This window comes from Brevibacterium sp. SIMBA_078 (assembly GCF_046534565.1).
In the GTDB taxonomy this organism is placed as follows: domain Bacteria; phylum Actinomycetota; class Actinomycetes; order Actinomycetales; family Brevibacteriaceae; genus Brevibacterium.
Genome location: NZ_JAWRYQ010000001.1, coordinates 1,191,216 through 1,213,832, shown reverse-complemented (window position 1 = coordinate 1,213,832; position 22,617 = coordinate 1,191,216). Strand labels below are relative to the sequence as shown.

The window sequence follows — 22,617 nt, the reverse complement described above, 5'->3', positions numbered from 1 at the left end:
GTCAGAAGATCGAGGAGTAGGCGTTGAGTGCGAGCTGTCCGCCGAGGTGGGCGTAGAGGACGGTCGAGTCTTTGCCGATCGTGCCGTCTCCGACGAGGTCGAGGAGGCCGGCCATCGACTTGCCTTCGTAGACAGGGTCGAGGATGACGCCTTCGAGCTGGGCGGTGGTGCGGATCGCGTTCACGGTCGTCTCGTCGGGGATGCCGTAGGCCGGGCCTTCCCAACCGGTTCGGATATCGACGTCGTCATCGGTGATCTCACGCCCGAGGCCGATGAGTTCGGCGGTGGTGTTCGCGATCCTCTTCACCTGGTCGCGAGTCTTCTCGATCGTGGCCGATGCATCGATGCCGATGACCTTGCGCTTCGGCCCGCCGGCGGCTTCGAGGGCGGCGAATCCGGCGATCATTCCGGCGTGCGTCGAGCCGGTCACGGTGCACACGACGATGGTGTCGAAGAAGACGCCGAGTTCCTTCTCCTGTTCGGCGACCTCATACGCCCAGTTCGCGAAGCCGAGTCCGCCGAACTTGTGCTCGGAGGCGCCGGCCGGGATCGGGTAGGGCTTGCCGCCTGATTCTTCGACCTCGGCCAGGGCGTTCTCCCAGCTCGAACGGATGCCGATGTCGAATCCGGCCGAGTCGAGGCGGACGTCGGCTCCCATGATGCGCGAGAGCTCGATATTGCCGACCTTGTCGTTGACCGGGTCCTCCCAGTCGACCCAGCGTTCCTGCACGAGACGCGCCTTCAGTCCCAGATGAGCGGCGACCGCGGCGACCTGGCGGGTGTGGTTGGACTGGTAGCCGCCGATGGACACGAGCGTGTCCGCGCCCGAGGCGAGGACATCGGGAACGATGTACTCGAGCTTGCGGGTCTTGTTGCCGCCGAAGGCGAGTCCGGAGTTGACGTCTTCACGTTTGGCCCAGACACGGGCCCCGCCGAGGTGGTCGCTCAGTCGCGGGAGCTCGTGCACGGGGCTCGGCCCGAAGGTGAGTGGGTAGCGTTCGAAGTCGGTGATGGCCATGATGTCCTCTGTTCTCTGGTGCGTTCGCTTCGGGGCGACTGCTTTCGCGTGCGATGTGTCCTGGATCGCAATATGCAATATATTGCATTCTGCTGGTGGTTACAATGAGTCAGAGTTCGAGTCCCATTCCGCGGGACGAGACCTGCCCACTCAGAGACAAGGTGAACGAGCGTGCCGATCCCCACGGATTCCCCCGCCCCGCAGCGCAGCCTGTTGCGCGATGACGTCTATCGGTCGATCCGCGACGCCATCGTCCGCGGCCAGCTCGCCCCCGGCGAACAGCTGCGTGATCAGGAGCTCGGCGCCTGGCTGCAGGTGTCCAGAACGCCCGTGCGCGAGGCGCTTCAACGTTTGGCGCAGACCGGACTCGTCGTGGCGGAGCCGGGCCGGATGACGCGCGTGGCCCCAGAGGATCCGGAACTCATCCTCGCGGCCCGGCAGATCGCCGCCGAACTCCACGGTCTGGCGATCGACCTCGCCTTCCCAACTCTCGACGAGGCAGCTCTGAATGAGATGGAGCAGGCGAACGGCCGATTGAGCGCGGCCCTCGCGGCCGGCGATGCCGAGGCGGCGATTGCGGCCGATGACGACTTCCACGAGGTGGCCCTCACTCGATCCGGCAATCCCCTCATTCCCGATCACCTCGAGGTCGTCACCGCCACTCTGCGCCGCGCGGAGTTCCTGCACTTCGAATCGGTGAAGGGATCGGCTTCACCGGAGCAGCACACCGAGATCATCGCCGCCATCCGCGCCGGTGAGCATGCGCATGCCGTCGCGCTGACGAAGGCGAACTGGTCAACCATCGAAGGGGATTCGCCGCAGACGGCCTGAGTCGAACACCTTCCGACCGCGGATTCCGAATCGGCAACACCACTGCCTCCTCGACGACGCCACCGTCATAGCCAATTCATTTAGTCATCTGATGACTTGTGCTAGAGTCCTCACCACGATCACCGACGATCAAAGGACTGACGATGTCATCAATGACGAAACGCATCACGACCACCCTGCTCGCGACCGCCGCGAGCGCTGCTCTGCTGACGGGCACAGTTGCGACCCCAGGAATGGCCGCCACCGCACAGACCGCACCCGCGCATTCTGCCGCCGCTCACACCACCGGCAAGAAGGCATCGACGATACCGGCCGCCCCGTCGGCCGGCTGCGGCACCGAGCAGAAGCCCGGCAATGATGAGAAGACGATACCTACGGAAGACGGCGAGCGCAGCTACCGCATCAACATCCCGCGCGACTACGAGCTCGAGACTCCCCTGCCGCTCGTCCTCGGGTTCCACGGCAACGGGTCCGACGGTGCCGAATTCCAGAACTACACGGGACTGCCGACCCTGCCCGCGATCACCGTCTTCCCCGACGGCGACGAAAGCGACGGCAAACGTTCCTGGCAGGGTGCTCCTTACGCCAGCGGTGCCGATGACGTCGCGTTCGTCGCCGAGCTGCTCGATTCGATCGAGTCCGAGCACTGCATCGACCTCAATCGGGTCTATGCCACCGGCAAGTCGAACGGCGGCGGCATGGTCTCCGTCCTCGCTTGTCACCTGCGCGATCGCTTCTCCGCATTCGCTCCCGTCGCCGGCGCGTACTATCCGCAGTCGACGGAGGGCTGCGACTACTCGACCCCGACGCCGATGCTCGCGATCCACGGCACGGGTGACGCCGCGATGCACTACGAGGGAGGTCACCGCCAAGGCGAGGACTACCCCGGTGTGCGCGAATGGATCCAGCCCTGGGCGGGGGCCTCCGGCTGCACGAAGTCCGCTGACCGCCAGGTCGGCCGCAAGGGCGAAGATGTCGTGCGCACCCAATGGGCACAGTGCAGCGAAGGAAAAGAAGGCGGCCGCTCACCCGGCAAGCCCGGCGGATCTGCCGCCGTCGAGCTCTACTCCGTCACCGAAGGCGGCCACGTCTGGCCAGGTGAGGTCGTCTACAGCGGCGGCGGATATGTCACTGAGGATTTCTCGGCCACGGACACGATCTGGGACTTCTTCCTCAACCACCCGGGCGCCACCAAAGGCCCCGCCCAGAAGTGACCGTTGACACGTCCACCCCAAAGTGATTAGATGACTTAAACACTTGAAGGAGAGCACCATGACGTCCACCGTCGGACTCGTCGAACGCCTCACTCGCGAAATCGTCGACACCATCCGCTCCGAGAACCTGCAGCCCGGGCAGACCCTGCCCTCGGCGAAGGTCCTCGCCACCCGCTTCGAGGTCACCGTGCCCACCGTCCGGGAGGCCCTTCGCCGGCTCGAGGCCACGGGTTCGGTCGAGCTCAAGCACGGTTCGGGCACCTACGTCCGCGAGGCGATCAACCGCCGCATCCTCGACAACCCGCACTATGTGCCCGTCGACCTCGCGGCGGCCATCGAACTCCTCGACGCCCGCATCGCGATCGAGCCCGGCATCGCCGAGCTCGCGGCGACCGTGCAGGAAGCCGATGCCGTGGCCTCCATGGAATCCGCGCTCGACAATGCCCTCCAGGTCGAGACCGCGGTCCCGGCCGGTCACTTCCACGTCGAACTCGCTCGCGCTTCGGGCAACCGCGCTCTGCACGAGATGCTCGTGTCCCTGCTGGCCATCCACTCCCGCACCCAGCAGGCGGCGCGCACGAGCTACGACCGACTGCGGGACCACGACGAACACGCGGACATCCTCGATGCGATCCGTCGCGGCGACGGCTTCGAAGCCTCCCACCGCACCCGCAAGCACCTCGAGGCGATCAAGGCCGCCGTCCTCGCCGACTGGACCGACGATGCAGACCAGTCCGGTGACGCCGACACCGCCGAAGGACCCCGGCGATGAGCCGCCCGACGATCTCCGAGATCCGCCCGCATATCCGCGACTACGCCGAGCTCACCTCTTTGGAAGTCGAACTCGCGAAGGACCGAAACAGCCTGCTCGTCCTTCCCGTCGGCGCCTGCGAACAGCACGGCGACGGACTTCCGCTGGGCACCGACAACATCCGTGCCGCCCATGTCGCCCGCGCCGTCGTCGACAGACTGTCTGTCCTCGATGAACGCGCCGGTGGAGATCAGAACAAAGCCTTCGTCCTGCCCGGCATCGACTACGGCGTCTCCCCGCACCACCGCTTCCTGCCCGGTACGATCAACATCGGCCCCCAGCTGTTCATCGACCTCGTCACCTCGATCGTGGGCCAGCTCGCCGATGCCGGATTCGACCGGCTCCTCGTCATCACCGGACACGGCGGCAACCTCTCAGCCCTCGGCGTGGTCCAGCAGGCCCTGCTCGCCACCCACCCCGACTTCGTCTTCGCCTACGCCCCGGTCTCCGGCTTGGCCACCGAGGCGACTGCCGCCCTTCCCCGTACCGAGGTCAGCGGCCACTGCGGAGAGTCCGAGACCTCGCAGATGCTCGCCATCGACGAATCCCTCGTCGATTCTGGCCATCTCAACCCCGGCGCCACCCGGCTCGACGATCTCGACCCGCGCGCCCGACTCTCGCGAACGAAATCACCGTCAACAGCGGTGACGTTCGATCGCTACGCCGACAACGGCGTCCTCGGCGATCCACGGACCGCCACGGCCGCGGCCGGGGCGGACATCCTCGGCGAGGTCGTCGACCGACTCGTCGCCTACTGTCAGGAGCTGCAGAGACTGTGACACCCGCTTCTCACTGACCGGCCGCCCGGCCGAGCACCCCACCACCGATCACCCGATTCCAGTGCCGTAATCACCGTGCCCTGGTGGACCCTGCCCGAAAACTCCGCCTGGACTCTCAGGAGCTCACAATGAAACCGACCCAGACCACCGATACCCCGCAGACCCACGAGCAGGAGAAGCTGCCGCTGGTCATCCGGGCCCTCAACGTCATCGAAGTCGTCGGCAACAAGCTGCCGAACCCCTTCTGGCTGTTCTGGATCCTCGCGGCCATTCTCGCTGTGTTCAGCCTCGTCCTCTCCCTCGCCGGCGCGGGAGTCGAGGATCCCGGCACCGGGGAATGGACCCCGGTGAACAACCTGCTCAGCGGCAACGGCATCGCCATGGCCGTGAGCACTGCCCTCGATGCCTATGAGACCTTCCCGCCGCTCATCACGATCATGGTCGTGATCATGGGAGTTGCCCTGGCCGAGCGCACCGGTCTGCTGTCGACGGCGATGAAGGTCTCGATCGCCCGGGTCCCGGCCGGACTCATCGTCTTCACGGTCGCGTTCATGGGCACGGTCTCCCACGTCGCCTCGGCGGCGGCCTATGTCATCCTCGTCCCGCTCGGCGGAATGGTGTTCAAGGCAGTGGGCCGCTCCCCCGTCCTCGGCGTCATCGTCGCCTACACCTCGATCGCCTCCGGCTACGATGCCAGCCCGATCCCGACGCCCAACGATGCGATCTTCGCGGGGATCACGACGGCCGCGGCGAACATCATCGACCCCGACTACATCGTCACCCCGATCGGCAACTGGTACTTCAACATCGCCAGCTCCTTCCTGTTGGCCATCGTCATCACGATCGTCACCGAGCTCGTGCTCATGAAGCGCGACAACCTCGAAGCCGACGAGGATGCCGAGCACGAAGACCTCGTCATCACCGATCAGGAGCGCAAGGCCCTGCGCTGGGCGATGTTCGCCGTCATCGCCGCGGTCATCGCCATCGTCGTCCTCGTCGTCCCGGACGGTGCGCCCCTGCGCGGCGATGGCCCCTTCGGCGAGTCCCCGTTCCTCACCGGAATCGCCTTCCTCATCGCCATGCTTTTCGGCATCGGCGGCATCGTCTACGGCTTCCGCGAGGGCACGATCGAGACCTGGTCGGACGTGCCGAAGCTGATGGGTCAGGGGCTCGCCTCGATCTCCGGGGTCCTCGTCCTCTTCTTCGCCATCGCCCAGTTCCTCGAGTACTTCGAGTGGACGAACATCGGCATGCTCGTCTCGGTCTCCGTGTCCGAACTCTTCACCGGGCTCGGTCTGCCGACGTGGGTGGTGTTCATCCTCGTCCTGCTCGTGCTCTCCGTCGTCAACGTGCTCATCACGTCCGGCTCGGCGATGTGGGCGATCATGGCCCCGGTCATCGTGCCGCTGCTCATGCTGCTCGAGGTGCCGCCGGAGACCTCGCAGGCGATCTTCCGCATCGCCGACTCGGGTTCGACGGCCATCACCCCGATGAGTCCCTACTTCATCCTCGCGCTCGGCTTCATGCAGAAGTATCAGAAGAACGCCGGCATCGGCACGCTCGCCTCGCACACCCTGCCCTTGGCCGTGTGCATGACGATCAGCTGGAGCCTGCTGTTCTTCCTGTGGTGGGGTCTGGGCATTCCGCTCGGTCCCGATGCTCCGGTGCGCTGAGGTGCGCTGAAGTGCGGTGACCGCGCCCGCTCCGGTATTCGCCGCAGCCGATGCCTGGTCAACGCCGGGTCGACGCCGGGTCGACGCCGGGTCGACGCCGGGCCGGGCAGGGCCGATTCCATGCTCACCAGGACGATGTGCGCGGCAAGGGTGACTGACTTCTGAAACGAGTTCTGAAAGCTGAGTTTTGAAAGTTTTGTTCACGGCTCTTCCCGGCCCGCTCCCCGTCACCGAGTCCGAACCTCCGGGCCCTTGGACGCGGGCCCGACCCTCGATTCGAAGACCACGAATACAGCATCTGATCTGGAATGATGTCGCCACGCCCGATCTGGCAGGTAGGCTTTCCACGCGGTCATACGGCCGCCCGAACTCTCCCCCTTGAGAGCACCGGCAACAAAAGATGTTGACGCTCAAACTTCAGCCGCGATACCGTCGGGTAACACCCCGTAGTAACTTACGTCACACGCTGATGCCCACCGAGCCTTCGGTGGTCAAATGGTCAAGGAGGATCAATGAAGTTCCGCAACCCCAGCCTCATCCGCAGGCTCGTCTCGTCTCATGCCGGTCGCATCGCCATGGTCGCGATTCCCACCGGCGTCGTCTCAGCCATGCTCATGGGCGGGGTAGCCCAGGGTGCGGTGCCGGTCTCGTTCGCCATCTCCGGCACTCAGTTCAAGATCTCCTCGACAGAGCTCGATGGAACCGGCTTCTCCCAGTACAGCGGAGTCGCCAAGGACGCAGAAGGCGCCAAGCACGCCGTCGTCACCGCAAACATCAAGAACGCGAGCCTGGAGAACCTCTGCCAGTCGGCCGTGCAGGAAACTCCCCTGGGCAAGGTCGGAATCCTCATCAAGGCTGGCGGCAAAGGCGAACCAGCCACGGCGAAGGACCTGCAGATCGGCATGACCGGACTCGAGGGCGATGCGTCGTTCAACAACATCCGGATCGGCGTCGATGCCTCCGACGTCAACACGAAGGAAAAGGGCAGCAAGGGCGACTTCTCGCAGGACGCCGATACCGTCAACATCAAGGACCTCAAGCAGGATTCGTGGTCGACCACGGCCTCGGTCTTCACGCTCAAGGACATGTCGCTGAAGCTCACCGACGGATCTGAGCAGTGCGACTGATGAGGGACTCAGCAGCCAACGGGCAGCCGACCGATGAACGGGAGGCCGCCGATCAGGAGGCAACCGTGCAGAAGACGAGCCTGCTTGCGCTGTCCCGGCGGAGTCGACGCGCCGATGAGCAGAGCGACTCTTCCGAATCCGGCGTCGAGACGGCGGAGTTCGCCGTCCCGGCTCCGGAGGCCGGGGATGCCGACAGCAGCGAGGGAGCCGAGATGAGCGAACGCGCCGAGAAACGCCAGGGGTTCAAGCACTGGCGTCGGCAGCGCCCCTTCATCGGAGGAGTGCTTGCCGTCCTCGGAGGAATCGAGCTGTTCTTCTCCGGACAGTTGGACCTCGGCAACATGCAGATCCAGTTCGGCATCGAGGGACTGCAGGCGACGGTCCTGCCGATCGCCATCGTCGTCCTCGCTCTGCTGTCGATCTTCCGCCCCACGCATCACGTGTTCTACGGGATCATCGCCCTCGTCCTCGCAGTCTATTCACTCATCGGAGTGAACCTCGGCGGGTTCATCATCGGCATGCTGCTGTCCTCCATCGGCGCGATCCTCATCGTCGCCTGGATGGGACCGCGCGGGCCGAAGGAGTCCGAAGCCGCTGAGGGGGAGACTGCATGAGGGCACCCAGCCGCCGCACGGCCTCAATCCTGGCGGCAGCTGTCCTGATCCTCCCGACGACTCTCGGGGCGGGTTCGGTTGCAGCCGCCCAATCGTCACCGCTGTGCTCACTCGTGGGCACCTGCGATGACAAGGATTCCGCAAAGACCCAGGACCCCGCACCTGCGGATGACCTGTCTCCCGGCATGCCGGTGAAGCCCAGTGATCCACCGACGTCCGACCCCTCGCTGCCCGCACCGGGCCCCACGGATGAACCGAGCGAGGAGCCGACGGAGGAGCCTTCCGAAGAACCCACGGACCCGGGAGGAGGCCTGGGACTCGATGAGCCCAGCGATGATCCGACCGAGGACGAGGATTCGGAGGAAGAGGGCAACGGCGAGTTCCCGTCCGACGCACAGATGGATGAGAACGCGCCGATCTTCACGAAGACTCCGGCCGCAATGGGATCCGAATCCCTGTCGTTCAAGGGCCTCAAGGGGATTTCGTTCGTCTCGGTGCCCACTGCTGACGGCGGGTCCATCGTAGTGCTGAAGATCCAGGCCGACGAGATCACGATCGAGGAATTCTCGCTGACGGTGAAGCCGCCCGAGGAGCACGAGGGATTGGTGACCACGGCCGACACGATGACGCTCAGTGGCAATGTCACTACTTACATCGGTTCGATCACAGCCCAGACGAAGGACGGGAAGTCGCTGACCATCGGGCCGGAGACCCCTCCGCCCATGGACGACGTCGAACCCGGACTTCTGCGAGTCACGATGGGGCTCGTCGGCTCCACCGCTGATTCGATCTCCTACTCCAACACCGATCAAAAGCTCAAGAAGGCCGAAGACTGACCTTGAGCTGAGGCGGAACCCCTCACCGAGGCGGCGCCGACCTTCGAAACAGAAAGGCCCGAAGGCCGCGGACTCAGTCCGCGGCCTTCTGCCGTTCCTGCTTCTTCCGGCGCAGATTATCGCGGACCTCGCGCAGCTTGTCGCGTTTGCGCTTCCGCCCCGCCTCGGCGGCCTTGATCTGCTCCTGGGTGGGTTCGTGGTCACCCATACCGACCTGGAGTTCCACAGGGGTGATTTCCTGCATCACACCGACGTCGATCCTCGTGCGCAGGCGCAGGATCTCGAGGCGCAGGATGCGGGCCAGGAAGTAGATGCCGAGCAGGTTCGGGAAGGCCATGAGGAAGAAGATCGCGTCGGAGAAGGCGATGACCGATTCCAGCGACATCGAGGCGCCGACGACGACGCCGAGGATCCAGAAGATCTGGTAGGCCTTGTCAGCGGCCTTCGAGTTCTTCGTCAGATAGCCCAGCGCCTGCTGTCCGTAGTAGCCGTAGGCGAGGATCGTCGAGAAGGCGAAGAGCACCACGGCGATGGTGAGCAGGATCGGGAACCAGCTCGACACTGTGCCGAACGCCTGCGCCGTCAGGCCGATGCCGTCCTCGGTGCTCTCGGAGTAGAGCCCGGTGGTGATGATCGCCAACGAGGTCAGGGTGCAGATGATGACGGAGTCGATGAGCGGCTCCCACATCGCCACGAAGCCTTCGGTGGCCGGCTTCGTCGTCTTCGAAGCGGCATGGGCCATGCCCGCCGAGCCGATTCCGGCGGCGTTGGAGAACAGCGCACGTTGGATGCCGACGATCGCCACGCCCACGGCACCTCCGGCGACGCCGCCGGGGCTGAAGGCACCGGTGAACATGAGCGCGAAGGCATGCGGGATCTGCCCGGCATTGAGGATGAGGATGACGGCGATCGAAAGGAAATAGAGGATCGCCATGAGCGGAGTCAGCTTCGACGTCCACTGACCGATCTTCTTGATCCCGCCGAGGATGACCAGAGCGGTGAGTGCGGCGATGATCGCGCCGATGAGCCAGAGTTTGTCGGCGAAGAAGCTCGATTCGCTGCCGGTGGCCTGGACGATGATCGCGGCCGCCTGGTTCGCCTGGAACAGGTTGCCGGCGCCGATGACGCCGAGCACGGCGGTGAGCGCATAGAACCCGGCGAGGAACTTCCCGAGCTTGGGTCGACCGATCTCGGCCAGGCCAGCCCGCAGGTAGTACATCGGCCCGCCGGAGACGGAGCCGTCCTCGTTGATCTGCCGGTACTTCACACCGAGTGTCGCCTCGGCCATCTTCACGGTCATGGCGAAGAAGCCGAAGATGATGATCCACAGAGCGGCACCGGGTCCGCCGATCGTGATCGCCACGGCCACACCGGCGATGTTGCCCAAGCCCACGGTGCCCGAGAGTTCGGTGGCGAGCGCCTGGAAGCTCGAGACCTGCCCCGGGTCGGTCTTGCGGGTGAAGCGGCCGCGGATGATGCCGACGGAGTAACGGAGTCCGGTGATCGGTTGGAAGCGGAGGTAGAAGGTGATGAAGACAGCGGCGGCCATGAGCCACACGACGATGAGCGGGATGCCGAGCGAGCCGATCTGCAGTTCGAAGAAGACGATATTGCTGAAGGTCTGTGCGGCTGGCCCGAGGAAGGATTCAATGGCTTCGTCGACTCCGGCGGCGACGAGATTGTTCCCTGTGGCGGAAAGGTCGGCCGCGGAGGCGGTGTGGGCGAGATTTTCGGTTATGGAAGTCATATCTGCGGGCGCGTCATTGCGTTTCGTCCGGAGGGTTGGTCCGGGACCGGCACCTGTCATCAACGTAGCAACCGGATAGACCGGTGTCAGCGATCGCTCAGGAAAAGTGCGTGGCTCTGAGGGTTCTCACAATTTCTTGAGTTTTCAAAGACCTCCGGAACTCCCCTGACCAGTGAGCAGCGTCTCCTCGCCCATCGGACTGCACTCGCCTATCCGCCGGACGGACTTATCCGTCCTGCCGAGCGGAGAGGAAGTCGACGAAGGATCCGGCCAAGCGGCGGCCCACTTCCGCGAGTGCTGCGTCGTGAGCCTCGACCTCCGCGATGATCGAGTCCTCGGTCTTGCCTGCGGGCAGGGCCAAGTCATTGCCGTCCAGCCAGCGAGCGATCTGTGTGGCATCGGTTTCCGGATGGAACTGGGTACCCCACGCGAGTTCGCCGAGGCGGAAGGCCTGGACCGGGGCGTCGGAACCGGTGATGAGGAGTTCGGCTCCGTTCGGCAGCGCCATCTCCTCCTGATGGAAGAGCACGGACGGCAGCCCAGTGCCGCTGGTTGACTCGGCACCGGTTGTCGCCCCACCGGCTGACTCGCCACTGGCCAGTGCCCCGAAGACCGGGTCGGCTTCCCCTGCCGAGGTGGCACCCAGTTCGTAGATCCCGATCTGCGGGTGTGCCCGCCGAGTGATCGGAGCATCGCCGGCGACAGCGAGCATCTCGCCACCGAGACAGATGTTGAGGCTCGGGAACTCCCCGGTGATCGACCGGCGAAGCAGGTCCCTGACCTCGGGGAACCAGGGATTCTCAGCGTCCTCGGTGGGCCCTGCGGATCCGCCGAGGACGATGAGAGCATCGAACGAACCGAGCTCCGGAATGACCTCGCCGAGGTACGGACGGGTCACCACCACCTCGGCGCCGGCTTCGGACAGCCATTCACCGAACCGCTGCGGTCCAGTGCCACGTTCGTGTTCGATGGCGAGGATGCGCACCCGGCGCTGGGAATCGATGCTCATGGCTCCATCCTCTCACCCTCCATGCGTCTCTATTCGGCGGTGACGTAGGCCGAGGAGATACCGCCGTCGACCGTGAAGGTCGAAGCGTTGACGAAGGAGGAGTCGTCGCTGGCGAGGAAGGCCACGGCGGCGGCGATCTCCTCAGGTTCGGCGAAGCGCCCACCGGGGCAGTGGACGAGTCGCCGCTGCGCCTGTACGGGGTCCGAGGCGAAGAGCTCACGCAGCAACGGGGTGTTCACCGGTCCCGGGCACAGTGCGTTGACGCGGATGCCGTCCTTCGCGAACTGGACGCCGAGCTCACGGCTCATCGACAGGACTCCGCCTTTCGACGCCGAGTAGGAGATCTGCGAAGTCGCCGCTCCCATGAGCGCGACGAATGACGCCGTATTGATGACCGACCCCGAGCCCTGCTTGACCATGTGCTCGAGGGCGTACTTGCTGCATAGGTAGACGGAGGTGAGGTTGACCGTCTGCACCCTCGCCCAGGCCTCGATGTCGGTGGTGAGGATCGAATTGTCGTCGGTCGGGTTGATACCGGCGTTGTTGAAGGCGACGTCGACGCGTCCGAAGTGCTCGACGGTGCGGGCGAACAGGTTCTTCACCTCCTCCTCATCGGCGACGTTGACGCGCTCGAAGTGTCCGCCGAGCTCCTCGGCGACCTCGGGTCCGCGCACTTCGTCGAGGTCGCCGATGACGACCTTCGCGCCTTCTTCGGTCAGACGGCGGGCACTGGCCAGTCCGATGCCCGAGGCGCCGCCGGTGATGACGCAGATCTTGTCCTTGAGTCGGGTTGCCGCAGTGGTCATGATTCTCCTGATGATCGTGGTGATGAGGTGGCAGGTGGATGGGTCAGCGCGCTGGCCGCGTCGCGAAGAAGACGTTCTTGACCTCGGTGAATGCGGATACGGCGTCGGGGCCGAGTTCGCGGCCGAGTCCGGACTGCTTGAACCCGCCGAAGGGGGTCGAGTAGCGGACCGAGGAGTGCGAGTTCACCGACAGGTTGCCGGCCTCGACTCCGCGGGAGACCCGCATCGCCCGGTCGAGATCATTCGTCCAGATCGAGCCGGAGAGTCCGTACTCGGTGTCGTTGGCGATGCGCAGGGCGTCCGTTTCGGTATCGAATGGGACGACGGAGAGAACGGGGCCGAAGATCTCCTCGCGGAAGTCGGCCGTCGCTGTGTCCGGCGGGGTGAGCACGGTCGGCGGAAACCAGAAGCCCGGGCCCTCGGGGGCAGAGCCGGTGAAGGCCACCTCGGCGGCAGCCACATAGCCGGCGACCTTCTCTCGGTGAGCTGCGGTGACCAGCGGACCCATGTCCGTGTCCTCGCGGCTCGGATCCGCACAGGCGAAGGACCCGACGGAGGATTCTAGTGCGGCCATGAAGTCGGTGTAGATCCCGCGCTGGACGAGCAGTCGGGACCGGGAGCAGCAGTCCTGGCCGGAGTTGTCGAACACTCCCGCAGGGGCAGCGGCCGCGGCGGCCGTGACATCGGCGTCGTCGAAGACGATGTTCGCGTTCTTCCCGCCGAGTTCGAGAGTGAGATTCTTCACCTGCGCCGCACAGCCGGCCATGATCCGCTTGCCCACCTCGGTGGAACCGGTGAAGACGACCTTGCGTACGGCCGCGTGGGTGACGAAGCGCTCCCCGACGACGGATCCCTTGCCGGGGATGATCTGCAGAACGCCCTCGGGCAAGCCCGCTTCGAGGGCGAGTTCGCCGATGCGGATCGCGGTCAGCGGCGTGATCTCGGCGGGTTTGAGGACCACGGTGTTCCCGGCTGCCAGGGCAGGGGCGAAGCCCCACCCGGCGATCGGCATCGGGAAGTTCCAGGGGACGATGACACCGACAACGCCGAGCGGTTCGGCGAAGGTGATGTTCACTCCCCCGTCGACGGGGATCTGCCGACCGAAGAGCCTCTCCGGCACCGCCGCATAGTATTCGAGGACATCGCGGACGTTGCCGGCCTCCCACCGGGCGTTCCCGATCGTGTGTCCGGCGTTGGCGACCTCGAGCCGGGCGAGCTCTTCGTTGGCCGAGTCGACCTTGTCGGCGAAGCGCCGCAGGAGCCGGGCGCGATCGGCGGGGGCGACGGTCCGCCAGGTTTCGAACGCCCTCGCCGCCTTCTCGATCGCCCGGTCCGTCTGCTCGAGGTCGGCGAGTTCGACTTCGGTGATCGGCTCTTCCGTCGCCGGGTTGATGACCGTGTACGTGCTCACTTCGGTGCTCTCCTTGTTCCTCTGTCTGTCGCGTGTCGTCGTGCCGCCTGAACGAGGGCACGAACGACTCGGTCGTCATCGGGGTCGTGTTCGGGATGCCATTGGACGGCGAAGAGCCATCCCCCGTCAGCCGGATCTCCTGTCTGACTCACGGGCGGGTCCAATTCGATGATCTCGACGAGTCCCTCGGGACTGCGTCCGGTCGCCCGCAGACCGGCGCCGAGGCGGTCGACCCCCTGATGGTGATAGCAGGGTGCCGTGGTCGCCTTGCCGAGGGTCTCCCTGGCCAGTGACCCCGCTTCCGTGGTCACCGTGACCTCGCCGTAGACGCCGGGGGCGGGCTGATAGTCGGAATGCCCAAGCGACTCCGGCAGATGCTGGATCAACGTGCCTCCGTAGGCCACGTTGATGACCTGCATCCCACGGCAGATGCCGAGCACCGGCAGGCGGCGATGCCGCGCGGCCGCCAGGAGCATCATCTCGCTCGAGTCGCGAAACGGGTGGGACACGGTCGTATCGTGCGGATCCTGACCGTACTCGGACGAACCGACATCGGCTCCTCCGGCCAACAGCAGGCCGTCGACACGGTCGAGGACCGCAGGGGCCTGTCCGTGGGGCGGCAGGAGCACGGGTATCGCTCCGGAGGCGGCGACCATGCGCACGTAGTCTCCCGGGATGAGAGCCGCCTCGGTGTCCCAGACTCCCCACTGGGCCCGCTGCATGTAGCAGCTGATGCCGATGACGGGGTCAGAGTCTTTCGAAGCCACGGAGCCTCTCCCAGTCGGTGACAGTCGCGTTGTAGGCCTCGAGCTCGATGTCGGCCGCGTGGACGTAGTGGCGGACGACGTAGTCGCCGAACGCGTCCTCGGCGATCTGCGATCCCTCCAACCGGTCGCGCGCACCCTGGAGGGTGGTGGGCAGTCGGGAGGCGCCGGCGGTGTAGGCGTTGCCTTCGGTGATCGCAGGCTGTTCGAGGCCCTTCTCAATCCCGTGGAGTCCCGCCGCGATGAGAGCCGCGGTGGCGAGGTACGGGTTGAGATCGGCCCCGCCGACTCGGCATTCCACGCGCAGAGAGGGTCCCGAGCCGACGGCACGGAAGGCGCAGGTGCGGTTGTCGAAGCCCCAGGCGACCGCGGTCGGAGCGAACGAACCCTCCACGAAGCGCTTGTACGAGTTGATGTTCGGGGCGAAGAAGTAGGTGAAGTCCTCGATGCAGGCGAGCTGACCGGCGATGAACTGCTCCATGAGAGTCGAGAATCCATGTTCGCGGTCTCCGGCCATGACCATATCGCCCTCAGCCGAGCGGAAGCTCAGGTGGATGTGGCACGAGGAGCCCTCCTTCTGGTCGTATTTGGCCATGAAAGTGATCGACTTCCCGTGCTGGGCGGCGATCTCCTTCGCCCCGTTCTTGTAGACCGCGTGGTCGTCGCAGGCTTTGAGGGCGGGCTGGTAGCGGAACGTGATCTCGTGCTGACCGAAGTTGCATTCGCCCTTGGCCCCTTCGACGAAGAGCCCGGCCCCAGCCATCGAATTGCGGATGTCGCGCAGGAGAGGTTCGACTCGGGCGGTGCCGAGGAGGGAGTAGTCGACGTTGTACTGGTTCGAAGGCGTGACCTCGGTGTACTTCGAGGCGAAGGCCTCCTCGTAGCTCGAGTCGAAGGTGATGAACTCGAGTTCGGTGCCGACATGGGCGCTCAAACCATGCTCGGCAAGGCGGGCGAGCTGGCGTTTGAGGATCTGACGTGGGGAGGGCGCCACCTCGGTGCCGGTGGTTGTCAGGAGGTCGCAGTTGACCATCGCGCTGCCCGGCTGCCAGGGCAGGAGGCGCAGGGTCTCCAGGTCGGGCTTCATCACCATGTCGCCGTAGCCGGTCTCCCAGGACGAGACTTCGTAGCCGTCGACGGTGTCCATGTCGACGTCGACGGCGAGCAAGTAGTTGCAGCATTCGGAGCCGTGGTCCATGACGTCTTCGAGGAAGAACTGCACTCCGAGCCGCTTGCCCTGCAGGCGACCCATGTGATCGGTGATGGCAACGACCACGGTGTCGATCGTGCCCTCGGCGGCGAGTCGGCGGAGTTCGTCGACGGTGAGCGGATCGGCCTGGATCGACCCTCGGGAGGTCCTCTGCTCTGAGGTGGGCGAGGTGGGTACCGGAATCTCGGTCATGCGTCGTTCCTTTGCTGTGCGGGGTGGTTGAAGGTGGGTCGTGCGGGCTACTTGAGGCCCTTCTCGGCGGCCTCGATCTGTGCGAACTCCTCTTCCGGGGCGCTCGCGACGAGGTGGTGGCGGGAGTAGAACCAGAAGTAGGCGAGTGCGATGAGGAAGACTCCGGCGGCGATGCCGGCGGCGAGGATGTCGACGAAGAAGGTGGCGATGACGGCCACCGAGGCGAGTGCGAGGGCGATGGAGGTGGTGACGACGCCGCCGGGGGTGCGGTAGCCGCGGGGCAGATCGGGTTCTTTGACGCGCAGGCGGATGTGGGAGAGGTTGAGCAGGACGTAGGAGACCGTGGCACCGAAGACCGCGACGTTGAGGAGGACTCCGCCGTTGCCGTCGACGGCGATCGCGAGGATGAAGCCGATGGTGCCGGGGACGATGAGGGCGAGGACCGGGGTCTTGCGTTTGCCCGTCAGGGACAGCCATTTGGGCAGGTAGCCGGCGCGCGAGAGGGCGAAGAGCTGACGAGAGTAGGCGAAGATGATCGAGAAGAAGCTCGCGATGAGTCCGGCCAGGCCCGCCCAGTTGACGAAGGTCGCGAGGACGGAGTTCTCGCCGTAGATCGTGCGTAGGGCTTCGGGCAGCGGATTGTCCGATTCCCCCATCGCCGAGGCGCCTGCGAGTCCGGGGACGAGGAGGAGCATGAGGGCGCCGAAGACGACGAGCACGGCCATTGCCGTGATGATGCCGCGCGGCATGTCCTTCTTCGGGTTCGCCGATTCCTCGGCGGCCAGCGGGACGCCCTCGACGGCGAGGAAGAACCAGATTCCGAAGACGAGCGAGGCGAGCAGGCCGGAGATGCCCATCGGCATGAAGGCCGATGACCCGAGGGCGCCGGTGGGTTCGATGTCGAAGAGATTGCTCGCATCGAAGTGGCCGACCGCGGCGACCACGAATACGATGAGGGCGATGACGGCGACGGCAGTGATGACGAACATCAGTCGCAGGGCCTCGCCGACTCCCCATAGGTGGATTCCGATGAAGACCGCGTAGGCGACGAGATAGATCGTCCAGGTCGGTACCGATTCCGGCAGAATGCCGAGCGCCTGGACGTAGCCGGCGATGAAGGTCGAGATCGCTGCCGGAGCCATCGTGTACTCGATGAGGATCGCCATGCCTGTGGCGAATCCGCCCAGTGGGCCGAGCGCTCGGCGGGCGAAGCCGTAGCCGGCGCCGGCAGTCGGCAGAGTGGAGGAGAGTTCGGCGAGGCCGAATACCATGCACACGTACATGAGTCCCATGAGGAGGAAGGCGATGAGCAGGCCGCCCCAGCCGCCTTCGGCCAACCCGAGGTTCCAGCCGGAGAAGTCTCCGGAGATGACGTAGGCGACGCCGAGGCCCGCGAGGAGGATCCAGCCGGCCGCGCCCTTCTTCAGCTGTCGCTTTTCGAGGTAGTGCTCATCGACATTGCCGTATTCGATGTTCTTGCTCATGGCTGCCCCTCGGGGTTCTTGTGAGTATCGATCTCGTCGTGGTCGAACTGCCATCCAATGGATCGTTACCAGACCATTAGACTGAGACGAATGTAATCTGACTCACAGATGACTGTCAAGGATTTTCCGCGAGAGTGGAAGAATCAACGAAGATGAGTTGAGCTGCGAGACCAGGAGAGGAGGCAGACGTGGACGGAGCAGAAGAGCCGGGCAGCCCCGGGAATGCGGTCAGCCCGCCCCGCCCGGGAGGCCAGCATGCGCGCGGCGGAAATGTCTTCGAACATACGATTGCGGAGCTGCTGCGGGCGATTCGTCTCGGCAAGTACCTCGTCGGCGACAAACTGCCGGCCGAGCGCGAACTCGCCGCCCAGATCCGGGTCTCGCGGGCGACCCTGAGGCAGGCACTCATCGAGCTTCAGACTGCGGGCATCGTCACGTCCCGTCGCGGTCGCTACGGCGGCACCTATGTGACCCGACTGCCGTCCGCCGACACCGATGAGCGGATCGACCCTGGCGAGCTCGATGATGCCGTCCGGTTTCGCTTGGTTCTCGAGACAGCTGCGGCCCGTATAGTCGCCGAGCGAGACCTCTCCCCGAACGAGGTCGCTGCCCTGACCGCAGCCGAGACTGACTGCCGTACGGTGTTCGCCTCCGCCGAACAGTTCCGCGTGCTCGATGCCAGATTCCACCTCATGATCGCCGAACTCACGCACATGCCATCGCTCATCTCCGCCTCGGCGAGCACTCGCGACCGGGTCAACGCCCTTCTCGACCGGATCCCCTTCATCCATACGAACGTCGAACATTCCTGCGATCAGCACCGAGAGATCGTCGACGCCATCCTCGCCTCTGAGCCCGGTCGTGCCGCCGACCTCGCCGCACAGCATGCGGAAGGCACCGAGAAGCTGCTGCGCGGATTCCTCGAAGAGAGATGAGACCAGCGGCGAATGCTCTTGAACCTGACACCGTGACAGGTGATGGACTGTCAATGACGACAACTGCGGAGAGCACATGAGGATCGGTGAATTCGCGCAGCTGGGGCAGGTGTCGGTGCGCATGCTCCGACACTATGAGTCGATGGATCTGCTGACTCCGGATTCGGTCGACCCGTTCTCCGGACACCGCAGCTACACGGTGGCGCAATTGCCTCGGCTCAACAGAATCATGGCGCTCAACGCCCTGGGGATCTCCCTGCGGAAGATCGCCGTACTGCTTGATTCCGACCTCAGCACGACCGAGCTGACCAACATGCTCAACCTGCGTCGTCATCAGCTGCGAGCCGAACAGTCGGCGGCAGCCGCGAAGTTGGCCGAAGTCGAATTTCGGCTGGCACTCATCGAAGGGACAGCCATGAACCATCCGGACTGCATCATCAAAGAACTGCCTGCCGAGAGGGTCCTCGGGCTGACGGTCGTTCTCGGCGAGCCGCCGTTCGACACGTCTGAGATCGGACCGCTGTTCGGCAGCGTGGCCGACCGTCTCGCTGAGGCGGGAATACGACACGCAGCCGGCGTCGGCATCTACTCCGACACCGGGCACGGAACCGAGGTCACCTGCGGGTATCGCACGGAATCAGTTGAGGGGCTTGCGGATCTGCAGATCACAGAGCTGAAGTCGTGCACTGCGGCGACTCTCATCCACGAGGGGTCGATGAGCCGCATCGGCGCCAGCTGGCAGCACCTTTCCGAGTGGTGCATCAGTCAGGGGTATTCCCTGACAGGCCCGTGCCGCGAGGTCTACCTCGAGACCGGTGATGACACCGCAGACAACTCCGACCATGCGGGATGGATCGTCGAGCTCCAGCAGCCGATCATCGTGTGACGGCGTCGTCCTTGGACGGAGGGTTTCATGCGGTCGTTCAAGGCGAACCGCGTCTGCCGGCTCGTGTACGGCCCGACAGACGCGGTCCGCCTTGAATGACGCCGCGGAACCGCCTCGGCGAAGGTGTTCCGGTCAGCGCGACGGCGAAGTCGCCTCCGCGCCTTCGGTCACAGCCTTGCCGGTCACAGCCTTGCCAGTCACGACCTTCTTGCGCAGGGAGAGGAAGAACAGGACGAGGCTGACGGACAGGGCGATGTGGCCGAGGCCGGCGATTCCGTCGATCATGGCGTTCGACTCGTCGCCGAGGACGGTGAGCGAGCCGTGCCAGACCATGGCCCCCGCTGTGAGTATCACGCCGACGTTGTAGAGCCAGAAGAACCACGAGAACAGCTTCGTGCCGGAGAGTCCGAACACCTTGTCGAGGGCGAGGATGATGAGGAGGACGATGAAGCCGAGTGTGAGCAGGTGGGTGTGGACGAGGCCGAGCTGCGTGAACTCACCGGAGGGGAAGTCGCTGGCCTTGGTGAACTCGCGGTAGAACAGTCCCGAGAGGACGCCGATGATCATGTACGTGAACGCTGCATTGAATATCTTCTTCATGCTTCCACTTCATCGGCGCGCGGGCACGGTTTCCTGGCCCACAGGATTGAACTCCAACCCCAACTTTCGATTGATGTTCCATCACACAGGGTCCCGAGGCCCGGAAAATCGGTTCCGGAGCCGGCAATCCCGCTAGCCTGGAGGCATGGCCATGGAGAACCTGCTCGCGAAGATCGACCGCCTCGCCGGCGGCAGGAAAGCCGGAATCGTCGTGCCCTCGGACGGCCTCGAGCACCCGAAGACGAAACGCGCCTTCGCGTGGATCACCTGGCTGCTCGTGTTCGAGCTCGTGCTCGGCTTCGGAGCCGTGGTCTACGCAGTGCTCATCGCCAGAGCCGGCGAGCCCGTGCCGTTCGCCGTGTGGATGCGCACGATCGTCGTCCTCGGCATGACCGTGACCCTCTTCTACTTCTTCTGGCGCGCAACGAAGGGCTTCTACTGGGGCTACCAGCGCCTGCGCCCGTTCACGCAGATCTTCCCCGTCATCACCCTCGTCATGGCCGCGATCCCCGGCCTCTACCCGTTCTGGATGATCACCGAGCAGATCGTGTTCAGCCTGGTCATGATCGGCGTCGGCGACTTCCTCACCGGCGACCACGTGCGCGAGGTGTTCCGCAAGCCCGAGGACTGAGCGGCCGGCCGCCCATCTGTGCCCAAGGCCCGAACGGCCCTCAAATCAGGTTCGCCGAGGCGACCGCCGCCCCAGCCCTCATCCCGCCACGAGGCGACGCGCCTCCTCCTGATGCGCAGCGATGAGCGCTGCCTTGTCGAGCGCGTGTCCGTCCGCGCCGATGGCGTGACCATCGACGACTCGCCACTGACCGCCGACCATCACTCGGTCGGCCCTTTCTGCACCGCAGAGGACGAGCGCGGGGATCGGGTCGTGCGATCCGGAGAAGGCGAGGCCGTCAAGGCGGAACATCGCGAGGTCGGCCTGCTTGCCGACCTCGATGGTGCCGAGGTCGTCGCGGCCGAGTGCCGCCGCCGATCCCTTGGTCGCCCAGTCGAGGACGCGGTCGCAGGTGACCGCCTCGGCGCCGTAGCGCAGACGTTGGATGTAGAGGGCCTGCCGGACCTCACGGATGAGGTTCGAGGCATCGTTCGACGCCGATCCGTCGACTCCGAGTCCGACGTTGACCCCGGCGTCCTCGAGTTCGACGGCGCGAGCGATGCCCGAGGCCAGCCGCATGTTCGAAGTCGGGCAGTGGGCGACGGAGACCCCGGCGGCGCCGAGGCGGCCGATCTCCGCATCGTCGAAGTGCACACCGTGCGCCAACCAGGTCCGGTCCCCCAGCCAGCCGACGGATTCGAGATAGTCGACGGTGCGCAGGCCGAAGGTCTCGCGGCAGAAGTCCTCTTCGTCGATGGTCTCGGCCAGGTGGGTGTGGAGGCGGACATCGAGTTCCGCGGCGAGCGCGGCGGACTCGCGCATGAGCTCGGTGGTCACGGAGAACGGGGAGCACGGGGCGAAGCCGATCTGGATCTGAGCGCCGGGCCCTCGCTGATGGTAGGTTTCGACGAGGCGACGGGAATCGTCGAGGATGACTTCCGAATCCTGCACTGTCTGCTGCGGGGGCAGCCCGCCGTCGTCCTCGCCCAGGGACATCGACCCGCGGGTGAGCATGGCGCGCATGCCGAGTCTCCGGACGACGTCGACCTGGACGTCGATGGCCTCGTCCATGCCGGCGGGGAACAGATAGTGATGGTCGGCGGCAGTCGTGCATCCGGATTCGAGGAGTTCGGCCATCGCCACGGTCGTGGCGAGTTCGAGCGCGCGCGGGGTCAGCCTGGCCCAGACCGGGTAGAGGTTCTGCAGCCACCCGAACAGGGGCAGGTCGGCGACGGGCGCCCATGCACGGGTCAGTGTCTGGTAGAAGTGATGATGCGTATTGATCAGCCCGGGAGTGATGACATGCGCTGAGGCGTCGATGACTTCGAGATTCTCCCCGGAGGCCGCGGTCCCTTCGGCTCCGCAGGAGGTGGGTTCCCCACCGGCCGGGACGAGTTCGACGATGGTCCCTGTTGTCCGATCGACGACGATTCCCCGCGCCGCCCGCTTCGGATCGACACCGGCACCGAGGTGGACGGCCAGCGGATCGCGCAGCCACAGTCGCGCTGTCGATGAGTTCCCGGACGCCGGAGGGTTCCCCGGCCGCGGGGAGTTCCCTGACAGTTGGGAGTTCCTCGATACGCGGTCTCCCGCAGTCAGTGAGCTTCCCGGTGCCGAGAAGCTCCCTGGAGCCGAGAAACTTCCTAATGACGGTGTGCCGGTTCTGTTGATGTCGGTCATCGTGTCGCCTTTCCTCTTGAACCGTGCGCGACGAGCGCGCACTATTGGTCAGTGGCGACAGAACTGGGGCCGACGCCACCAGCTCAGGTTTTCCGGCGTCTGCTGCTCCGCCGGTCGGTATCCCATCCGGGATCCCCGACTGTACCCACCGGTCGGCGAGACGGTACGATGATCCAAAACCATCGGACTGAGCGAACGATCAGTAGATTGTCGAGGGATGGGTACACGACTGCCGTGAACTCTAACATGTGCCGCGGGTCACTAAAATGGCTTGCGGCGCAAATGGTATTCCTTTAGAGTTTTGCGATAAGGAAGTTTCCTTTCGCATAACGGAATTATGCAACCGATCCCTCGGTCGATCTGATGCCCGCTCGCACGCT

At 65.1% G+C, this 22,617-nt stretch carries 21 protein-coding genes; 11 read left to right on the top strand and 10 right to left on the bottom strand.

Annotated elements, in window-relative coordinates:
- Window position 1: 1 nt before the first annotated feature.
- Window positions 2-1,018, bottom strand: a complete 1,017-nt coding sequence (locus SB749_RS05400) for a 1-aminocyclopropane-1-carboxylate deaminase (RefSeq protein WP_410709415.1) — start codon at window positions 1,016-1,018, stop codon at window positions 2-4.
- Between the two features lie 171 nt (window positions 1,019-1,189).
- Between SB749_RS05400 and SB749_RS05395 the strand changes: the two genes are divergently transcribed.
- The 8 genes from SB749_RS05395 to SB749_RS05360 all read left to right on the top strand — a co-directional run bounded on the left by SB749_RS05395 (window position 1,190) and on the right by SB749_RS05360 (window position 8,903).
- Window positions 1,190-1,849, top strand: coding sequence for a GntR family transcriptional regulator (locus tag SB749_RS05395; RefSeq protein WP_410709414.1), 660 nt, complete (start codon window positions 1,190-1,192; stop codon window positions 1,847-1,849).
- Between the two features lie 143 nt (window positions 1,850-1,992).
- Complete coding sequence (locus SB749_RS05390; RefSeq protein WP_410709413.1) at window positions 1,993-3,063, top strand: alpha/beta hydrolase family esterase; 1,071 nt, start codon at window positions 1,993-1,995, stop codon at window positions 3,061-3,063.
- A 58-nt stretch (window positions 3,064-3,121) separates the two neighbouring features.
- Window positions 3,122-3,835, top strand: a complete 714-nt coding sequence (locus SB749_RS05385) for a FadR/GntR family transcriptional regulator (RefSeq protein WP_410709412.1) — start codon at window positions 3,122-3,124, stop codon at window positions 3,833-3,835.
- Window positions 3,832-4,653: a creatininase family protein gene (locus tag SB749_RS05380; protein ID WP_410709411.1), complete on the top strand. Its 822-nt coding sequence runs from the start codon at window positions 3,832-3,834 to the stop codon at window positions 4,651-4,653. Before SB749_RS05385 ends, SB749_RS05380 begins: the two co-directional genes overlap by 4 nt.
- Before the next feature lie 128 nt (window positions 4,654-4,781).
- A complete protein-coding gene (locus SB749_RS05375; protein WP_410709410.1) occupies window positions 4,782-6,326 on the top strand; it encodes an AbgT family transporter in 1,545 nt (514 codons plus the stop codon).
- Between the two features lie 512 nt (window positions 6,327-6,838).
- On the top strand, window positions 6,839-7,453 hold the full coding sequence (locus SB749_RS05370) for a DUF6230 family protein (protein WP_410709409.1): 615 nt from the start codon (window positions 6,839-6,841) through the stop codon (window positions 7,451-7,453).
- Window positions 7,453-8,067: a DUF6114 domain-containing protein gene (locus SB749_RS05365; protein WP_200885320.1), complete on the top strand. Its 615-nt coding sequence runs from the start codon at window positions 7,453-7,455 to the stop codon at window positions 8,065-8,067. Before SB749_RS05370 ends, SB749_RS05365 begins: the two co-directional genes overlap by 1 nt.
- Complete coding sequence (locus tag SB749_RS05360) at window positions 8,064-8,903, top strand: hypothetical protein (protein WP_410709408.1); 840 nt, start codon at window positions 8,064-8,066, stop codon at window positions 8,901-8,903. The genes SB749_RS05365 and SB749_RS05360 overlap by 4 nt, the downstream gene beginning before the upstream one ends.
- Before the next feature lie 73 nt (window positions 8,904-8,976).
- Here SB749_RS05360 and SB749_RS05355 read toward each other — a convergent pair whose 3' ends face one another.
- From SB749_RS05355 to eat, 7 genes are all read right to left on the bottom strand, one after another.
- Entirely contained in the window at window positions 8,977-10,650 is a 1,674-nt protein-coding gene (locus SB749_RS05355) for an alanine/glycine:cation symporter family protein (RefSeq protein ID WP_410709407.1), read from the bottom strand.
- 226 nt (window positions 10,651-10,876) lie between these two features.
- Complete coding sequence (locus SB749_RS05350; protein WP_410709405.1) at window positions 10,877-11,659, bottom strand: type 1 glutamine amidotransferase; 783 nt, start codon at window positions 11,657-11,659, stop codon at window positions 10,877-10,879.
- A 29-nt stretch (window positions 11,660-11,688) separates the two neighbouring features.
- Entirely contained in the window at window positions 11,689-12,465 is a 777-nt protein-coding gene (locus SB749_RS05345; RefSeq protein ID WP_370035182.1) for a 3-oxoacyl-ACP reductase, read from the bottom strand.
- Window positions 12,466-12,508: 43 nt separating this feature from the next.
- A complete protein-coding gene (locus SB749_RS05340) occupies window positions 12,509-13,876 on the bottom strand; it encodes an aldehyde dehydrogenase family protein (protein WP_410709403.1) in 1,368 nt (455 codons plus the stop codon).
- Window positions 13,873-14,643 (bottom strand): gamma-glutamyl-gamma-aminobutyrate hydrolase family protein, encoded by a 771-nt coding sequence (locus SB749_RS05335; RefSeq protein WP_410709401.1) that lies wholly within the window; start codon window positions 14,641-14,643, stop codon window positions 13,873-13,875. Before SB749_RS05335 ends, SB749_RS05340 begins: the two co-directional genes overlap by 4 nt.
- A complete protein-coding gene (locus SB749_RS05330; RefSeq protein ID WP_410709400.1) occupies window positions 14,624-16,042 on the bottom strand; it encodes a glutamine synthetase family protein in 1,419 nt (472 codons plus the stop codon). Before SB749_RS05330 ends, SB749_RS05335 begins: the two co-directional genes overlap by 20 nt.
- Window positions 16,043-16,089: 47 nt before the next feature.
- Window positions 16,090-17,526, bottom strand: coding sequence for an ethanolamine permease (gene eat / locus SB749_RS05325; protein WP_410709399.1), 1,437 nt, complete (start codon window positions 17,524-17,526; stop codon window positions 16,090-16,092).
- Window positions 17,527-17,714: 188 nt separating this feature from the next.
- Between eat and SB749_RS05320 the strand changes: the two genes are divergently transcribed.
- Window positions 17,715-18,461: a FadR/GntR family transcriptional regulator gene (locus SB749_RS05320; protein ID WP_410709397.1), complete on the top strand. Its 747-nt coding sequence runs from the start codon at window positions 17,715-17,717 to the stop codon at window positions 18,459-18,461.
- Between the two features lie 76 nt (window positions 18,462-18,537).
- Window positions 18,538-19,347 (top strand): MerR family transcriptional regulator, encoded by an 810-nt coding sequence (locus SB749_RS05315; RefSeq protein ID WP_410709395.1) that lies wholly within the window; start codon window positions 18,538-18,540, stop codon window positions 19,345-19,347.
- A 132-nt stretch (window positions 19,348-19,479) separates the two neighbouring features.
- Here SB749_RS05315 and SB749_RS05310 read toward each other — a convergent pair whose 3' ends face one another.
- Complete coding sequence (locus SB749_RS05310) at window positions 19,480-19,947, bottom strand: DUF2871 domain-containing protein (protein ID WP_370035173.1); 468 nt, start codon at window positions 19,945-19,947, stop codon at window positions 19,480-19,482.
- A 145-nt stretch (window positions 19,948-20,092) separates the two neighbouring features.
- Between SB749_RS05310 and SB749_RS05305 the strand changes: the two genes are divergently transcribed.
- The gene (locus SB749_RS05305) at window positions 20,093-20,578 is read left to right on the top strand and encodes a hypothetical protein (RefSeq protein ID WP_410709393.1); all 486 of its coding nucleotides are present in this window, start codon (window positions 20,093-20,095) and stop codon (window positions 20,576-20,578) included.
- Window positions 20,579-20,656: 78 nt separating this feature from the next.
- On the opposite strand, the gene SB749_RS05300 is transcribed toward SB749_RS05305, so the two are convergent.
- A complete protein-coding gene (locus SB749_RS05300) occupies window positions 20,657-22,237 on the bottom strand; it encodes an 8-oxoguanine deaminase (RefSeq protein WP_410709392.1) in 1,581 nt (526 codons plus the stop codon).
- Between the last annotated feature and the right edge of the window lie 380 nt (window positions 22,238-22,617).

Coding starts and splice junctions, on each gene's coding strand:
- SB749_RS05355 (WP_410709407.1), bottom strand. CDS start 10,650: ATGACTTCCATAACCGAAAATCTCGCCCACACCGCCTCCGCGGCCGAC.
- SB749_RS05345 (WP_370035182.1), bottom strand. CDS start 12,465: ATGACCACTGCGGCAACCCGACTCAAGGACAAGATCTGCGTCATCACC.
- SB749_RS05310 (WP_370035173.1), bottom strand. CDS start 19,947: ATGAAGAAGATATTCAATGCAGCGTTCACGTACATGATCATCGGCGTC.
- SB749_RS05380 (WP_410709411.1), top strand. CDS start 3,832: ATGAGCCGCCCGACGATCTCCGAGATCCGCCCGCATATCCGCGACTAC.
- SB749_RS05330 (WP_410709400.1), bottom strand. CDS start 16,042: ATGACCGAGATTCCGGTACCCACCTCGCCCACCTCAGAGCAGAGGACC.
- SB749_RS05385 (WP_410709412.1), top strand. CDS start 3,122: ATGACGTCCACCGTCGGACTCGTCGAACGCCTCACTCGCGAAATCGTC.
- SB749_RS05315 (WP_410709395.1), top strand. CDS start 18,538: ATGAGGATCGGTGAATTCGCGCAGCTGGGGCAGGTGTCGGTGCGCATG.
- SB749_RS05400 (WP_410709415.1), bottom strand. CDS start 1,018: ATGGCCATCACCGACTTCGAACGCTACCCACTCACCTTCGGGCCGAGC.
- SB749_RS05350 (WP_410709405.1), bottom strand. CDS start 11,659: ATGAGCATCGATTCCCAGCGCCGGGTGCGCATCCTCGCCATCGAACAC.
- SB749_RS05375 (WP_410709410.1), top strand. CDS start 4,782: ATGAAACCGACCCAGACCACCGATACCCCGCAGACCCACGAGCAGGAG.
- SB749_RS05360 (WP_410709408.1), top strand. CDS start 8,064: ATGAGGGCACCCAGCCGCCGCACGGCCTCAATCCTGGCGGCAGCTGTC.
- SB749_RS05300 (WP_410709392.1), bottom strand. CDS start 22,237: ATGACCGACATCAACAGAACCGGCACACCGTCATTAGGAAGTTTCTCG.
- eat (WP_410709399.1), bottom strand. CDS start 17,526: ATGAGCAAGAACATCGAATACGGCAATGTCGATGAGCACTACCTCGAA.
- SB749_RS05365 (WP_200885320.1), top strand. CDS start 7,453: ATGAGGGACTCAGCAGCCAACGGGCAGCCGACCGATGAACGGGAGGCC.
- SB749_RS05390 (WP_410709413.1), top strand. CDS start 1,993: ATGTCATCAATGACGAAACGCATCACGACCACCCTGCTCGCGACCGCC.
- SB749_RS05370 (WP_410709409.1), top strand. CDS start 6,839: ATGAAGTTCCGCAACCCCAGCCTCATCCGCAGGCTCGTCTCGTCTCAT.
- SB749_RS05305 (WP_410709393.1), top strand. CDS start 20,093: ATGGCCATGGAGAACCTGCTCGCGAAGATCGACCGCCTCGCCGGCGGC.